4 protein-coding genes are annotated in these 5,148 nt (G+C 32.2%); all 4 read right to left on the reverse strand.

Going from position 1 to position 5,148, the window contains the following annotated elements:
• Positions 1-678 precede the first annotated feature (678 nt).
• The 4 genes from NSQ89_RS25245 to mobV all read right to left on the reverse strand — a co-directional run bounded on the left by NSQ89_RS25245 (position 679) and on the right by mobV (position 4,723).
• On the reverse strand, positions 679-1,332 hold the full coding sequence (locus tag NSQ89_RS25245) for a hypothetical protein (protein WP_341133460.1): 654 nt from the start codon (positions 1,330-1,332) through the stop codon (positions 679-681).
• 1,017 nt (positions 1,333-2,349) lie between these two features.
• Positions 2,350-2,973: a MarR family transcriptional regulator gene (locus tag NSQ89_RS25250; protein ID WP_173026438.1), complete on the reverse strand. Its 624-nt coding sequence runs from the start codon at positions 2,971-2,973 to the stop codon at positions 2,350-2,352.
• 212 nt (positions 2,974-3,185) lie between these two features.
• Complete coding sequence (locus NSQ89_RS25255) at positions 3,186-3,374, reverse strand: hypothetical protein (RefSeq protein ID WP_341133461.1); 189 nt, start codon at positions 3,372-3,374, stop codon at positions 3,186-3,188.
• The gene (gene mobV, locus NSQ89_RS25260; protein WP_341133462.1) at positions 3,374-4,723 is read right to left on the reverse strand and encodes a MobV family relaxase; all 1,350 of its coding nucleotides are present in this window, start codon (positions 4,721-4,723) and stop codon (positions 3,374-3,376) included. The genes NSQ89_RS25255 and mobV overlap by 1 nt, the downstream gene beginning before the upstream one ends.
• Positions 4,724-5,148: the final 425 nt, after the last annotated feature.

A 5,148-nucleotide genomic window follows, 5' to 3' on the forward strand; every position in this document is an offset into this window, starting at 1 on the left:
ATACCTCCTTGTTCTCTTATTTAAATCAAAAAGCCACTCTTAGTACCTTAAAACAAAAAAGGAAATGTATACTCTATCTAAAGGGGAAAACAGTTAAAATTACAAAGTGAAATTAGACTATTAAAAAAGTTATTAAAAGGCTATGGATACTTATATATCTATAGCCTTTTTGCATTCAATAATTATAAAAGATATATAAATCTAATTTATATACAAAAATGGCACTAACGTGCCTATTTAGATTTCTATTTAAAAAGAAATTAAAAAAGTGGTCTTCTAAAATGACAAATCTATTATTAGGGAATATTTTTTCGTCCACCAATAAAGGACTTGAGTTCTTTCTCTACAAAATACATTAGAAAGGAGTAAAGTAATTTGGAATACAAAGATAAACATAAACAGATCAAAGTTAATGCTAGAGACATTTATGCAATATGCTCTTTAATTCCAGTAGTAGTAGTTGCTATCATCTATCTAATTCAACAATTTTTAACAATAATATTCCCTTGATTAGTATTTAGAAGCACATACTAGTCTTCTAAGACCATTGTTTTTTTAAACCGTAATAAAATAAAATATGCCTTTTACTTAAACAAACTTAAAACACCCTTAAAATGATCTTAGGAAGATGGTTTTAGTAGTTGTCTAATCAAAAAAAGCCCTTAATGGGCTTTTTATCTATTTTAATGGAGTACAAGTATAATATGCACTTAATCCTATTCTATTTTGTTTAATTAATATTCCTTTTTTATTCTTATTACACTTATTCATTTTATTTACCCCATATGCACCAAATGCTCCAATAAACAGAGTTAATGCAGTTGGATTTTTTTTAAATACACTTGCTGTTGCAACAACAAAACTATAACCTATTCCTAATTCTTTTGCTAACGTATTTATTTTATTTATTTGTGATTGTGTTATTACTGTAAAAGTCCCTAAACCTACCGAAGCTGCTTTCATAGTAGTAACTTCTTGATTTGTTGTATTACTTACAATATTTGTACTAGTGCTTTCAAAATTGATATAATTATTAAAAGCTAAAGATTCACTTTCTTTATATACATTATAAAAATCTCTAGCATCAGAACTTAATTTATTAAGCATTTCATCAGTATTCTCACTTAAATTATTCATATTAAGAGTTCTATCTAATTCTTCTAAAATACTAATTAATTTCTCTGCTTCACTAGATGTAAGAACGTCATTTATATTGGTGTTAACGCTTTCTTTTGGATTTGCACTTTCTGCATTGGCCGCATTCACAGGAATAACTAATGAGAATACTAGAATGAAAGATAAAAAGCATGCCGTTATTTTACTATTTTTCATAATAATTCCTCCTTTTTTATTCATTCTATCAAATTCAAATTCCTTAATCTACCATAATGTATATATAAATGGTAATTTATAATTAAAGAAAGGAGCGATTTTATAGTGAAACTATTTTTTACTGAAATGTCTGATACACAACATAATAACTTCAAAAAAAGTTGCGTAATAGGTTTTTTTATTTTCTTGTTTTTAACTGGTATTGATAGCCTTTACTATTTCCAATTTAATAAAACACTCTTACCTACCTATGCAATTTTTATAATAGGTCTAGTAACCACTTTTGTCATTGAGTTCATTATAACTTTAAGAACAAAATATAAAAACGGAAAATAAAAAAAGAAGCCCTTTTAGGGCTTCTTTTTTATTTTAGATTAATAATCTCTATTTTTAAGATATGTTTATTTTCCTTTAAAGAATTTTAAAACCTTCAAAAGTTTTAAATGCCTGTATAAAGCTTTTAAAGGCCTCCCCCTTATAAATACTCAAAAGACAAATTAAAACCTTCTGACACCACCAAAGAAAGCTTCTCATTATAATTAAAAGCCAAAACTCTTCTGGTTTTTATTTTCATCAGGTTGAGAGAGTGAGGCTGGGGTGAATTGGCGAGAGCCAAGAGGGGTTAACCCCTCTTAGCGTATCTAACTATGGCATAGAAACTCTATTAAGTGCGGGAGAACAGCGTTTTTACAGGCTATACTAGATTGCTTCCGAACGACTAGCAAATTGTTTCATCAGTTTATCGATCGTTCGGCAAGATAGACGCAGCCTGTAAAATTTCTCCATGCAAGGGGAAAAGGGTGGAGATTTTTTGAGTGGGTTTCTCAAAAAATACTACCCGAACCTTGCATGGAGAAAAGCCCTTATATAGAGAGTGAGAGTATAAGACTTACATAATGTTTAAAGAAGGTTGATATATCAGTAGTTTTAGAGATTTAGCACCGTATCAAAAATGATACGGTACCGTATTAAATTTGATACGGTTAAAAAAAATAAAGAGCCAATAATGGCTCTTAGTTAAAATAATTTTTGAGGTAATTTTTTTAGTGTTGGATTGTCTTTCATTTGCTTTCTAAACATCAAGACTAGATGTTCTGTTACATCGTCTTTATCGCCTACATAAATGATATTTGGATTAATGAATAATACATAATCCTTTGCTTGATTTACGTCCTTAGAATCGCCTGAAACGGCTTTAGCAAGTATTCCTTTTTTGATTAAGGCATTTACTACTCTACTAATCTTTGTTCGTGATGTATTTAAACAATCGGCTAAACCTTGAATCGTCAAAGCATTTGCAGGTTTTTTCATTATGTCATCTACAACAGCATTTGAATGCATACTGATATTAGATTGAACATCAGTTAAAAAAACCTTTTCTTCACTGGTGAGATACTTTTCACGTCTTAAAAATTCCCAGTTTCTTTGCAAGAATTGAGCAAACCTCACTTTCGATTGGGGACTTTTTTTAGTACCTATGTAAGTTTCTTTTCCAGTAGCTTTACTGACTATTTGAAGAGCCTTTTCTAATTCTTCTTTTGATACTTCATGATGATCTTGCTTAAACTTTTCAGTATCGTTCTCAAAGTCTCGCTTTCTAGCATTTCTTTCAGCTTGTTCAAAATCAACAACTTTTGCCATAAATAATTCTCTCCCTTTGTGTGGAAGGAATTAGCCCTTATGTGTTAGAATACACTTATAACAAAGTGAATAGGGGTTAATTCCTTACCCTTGATTGATACGAGAGACCGCCTAGCCGACCAAAGCATAGGGCGGTTTTTCTCGTTCTAGTAAAATTATAACAGATTCATAGAGTGTAGGCATTTTCTTCCTTTATTCATGTTAAAAACTCCTTATTTCAATTTCCAATGCATTTCATATTTTTCAAACACTTTAATAAGATCATCTAGCAACTGTTCATTTTCTTCCCAAGATAAAGGCTTCTTTTCATAGTCTCTGTTGTATTCAAACGTCACATTCCAAGTACGATTACAGTCTAAAGTTCCTTTGATAATCTGTTTTGACCTTTCAAAATCATGCATTAACGTTCCATCTCCATTTCTCTTCTTTTTTGCTTTTCTGGTTTCTCTAATTTTTCTAATGAGTCCTGGACAAAATCATTGCGTTTATCTTCTAGAAATTTTATTTTATTGTGGTCTACATCGTTTAGCCTTAAAAAACTTTTAACTCGGTCAATTTGAGCAAATAAAGCTTTTGCTACTCTCTTTTTAAAAGCAGAAAACTCATTAGCAAGTTCCAAATATTTATCCTTTAATTTTCCATTTTCTAGCTTTAAATCTCTATTTTCTCTTTGATATGACTGATTTTCAAACTTAAGTGTATCCCTTTCCCCTACTAGTTTTGTTTTTTCTTTTAACTGGTCATTGTATTTATTAACCAACCCATTATACTTTTCAATTAAGTTTTCATATTTCTTTACAATGTCAGTCTTCTTCATTTTTTCTATCACTTTTTCTTTAACTAAAGAATCCAAATTCTCCTCAATATGTTTATAATAATGACGAACTTTATCTTGTCCAATTTGCATATCTGATTTTAGCTGTTCAACTTCTTTTTTAGCTTTTTCCAAGTCTTTTTCTAAATTCTCAGCTTTCACTTGATAAATAACTCCATTAGTAGCATAGTCCACTAAACTTTGATAATCTTGCTCTTTCATCCCAACTAATCCAAGAACCTTCTTCGATTCAATATTCTCAATAGCTTTCGTCTTATCTGTAATCTCATGGATCTGACCTATTGTTCGCTCATACTTCTCTTTTGCATCCTTCTCCATTTGTTGAAGCGTTAGAGCCTTGTATTTAGCAGATTCAACATGTTTACGGTCAGTCGAGACCCCACGTTCTAAATTGAAGCCTTCTCGTACCATATGGTCATGAAATTTATCCTGTAGCTTTGCAAGTTGTTGTTTCTTACCAAAAAAATCTTTTGCCGAAAGCCGACCATCTTCCGTAATCGGCACAAATCCAACATGCATATGTGGTGTTTTTTCGTCTTTATGAACCATTGCATAAGCAATATTTTTTTCTCCATATTCATCTGCAAAGAATTCATAAGCCGATTCAAAGAATCGTCTTTCTTCTCGTTCTGATAGATTCTGAAAATACTCTGAATCAGAAGTAACAAGAAAACTAGCAACCTTCACCGCATCTTTCCGAATGGCTTTGCCAGTCGTCACTCCTTCCTCAATCATTTTGTTCACTTTATCGTTGTAATCAATAAAATCACTATTAACCAAATCATAATTTAAGTGGGAAAGTGCTTCGTTAATATCCCCATTTGTTTGGCTCTCTTTTTCTCTTTGATTATGTATTTGAATGCCTTTAATTGCAGGTTGTTTTAGCTTTTGCATATGTAAAATTGCATAGCTCAAATTGTGGTCACGCACCCTTCTGAAAATCTAATAGATTAAGAGAAGTGTAGCACACTACACTTTGCCAGCAAAGTTTCATGTGTTGGGGTGTTCCCCAAACCCCCATAAAAGCCTTTCGACTATTGTCGAACTCGCCTTGCTGAAGTGTGGCCAATTTACATTGGCAGCACTCCATCCATTCGAGAAAAGCATAGACCTTGGGCGTTGCCCAAACCCACTGGGGAACTCTTCCCCAGACCCCCTTAATCGAACTCCCCAACCCCTCAATCCTTGAGGGACTCCCTCGCCAGTAGGCAGGTCGAAACAAAGGTTTCGACAATGCCAAGAGGGTTCGGGTTCAGTGAGTCTATCAACTCCTTAATGCTCCCTACGGTCCGCTTACCGTTGACAGACACCAAAAAAAGAGTATTTTCGTTTGAAAGAAA

Source organism: Niallia sp. FSL R7-0648, assembly GCF_038007005.1.
Lineage (GTDB): Bacteria > Bacillota > Bacilli > Bacillales > Cytobacillaceae > Niallia > Niallia circulans.

Coding starts and splice junctions, on each gene's coding strand:
- NSQ89_RS25245 (WP_341133460.1), bottom strand. CDS start 1,332: ATGAAAAATAGTAAAATAACGGCATGCTTTTTATCTTTCATTCTAGTA.
- NSQ89_RS25250 (WP_173026438.1), bottom strand. CDS start 2,973: ATGGCAAAAGTTGTTGATTTTGAACAAGCTGAAAGAAATGCTAGAAAG.
- NSQ89_RS25255 (WP_341133461.1), bottom strand. CDS start 3,374: ATGCATGATTTTGAAAGGTCAAAACAGATTATCAAAGGAACTTTAGAC.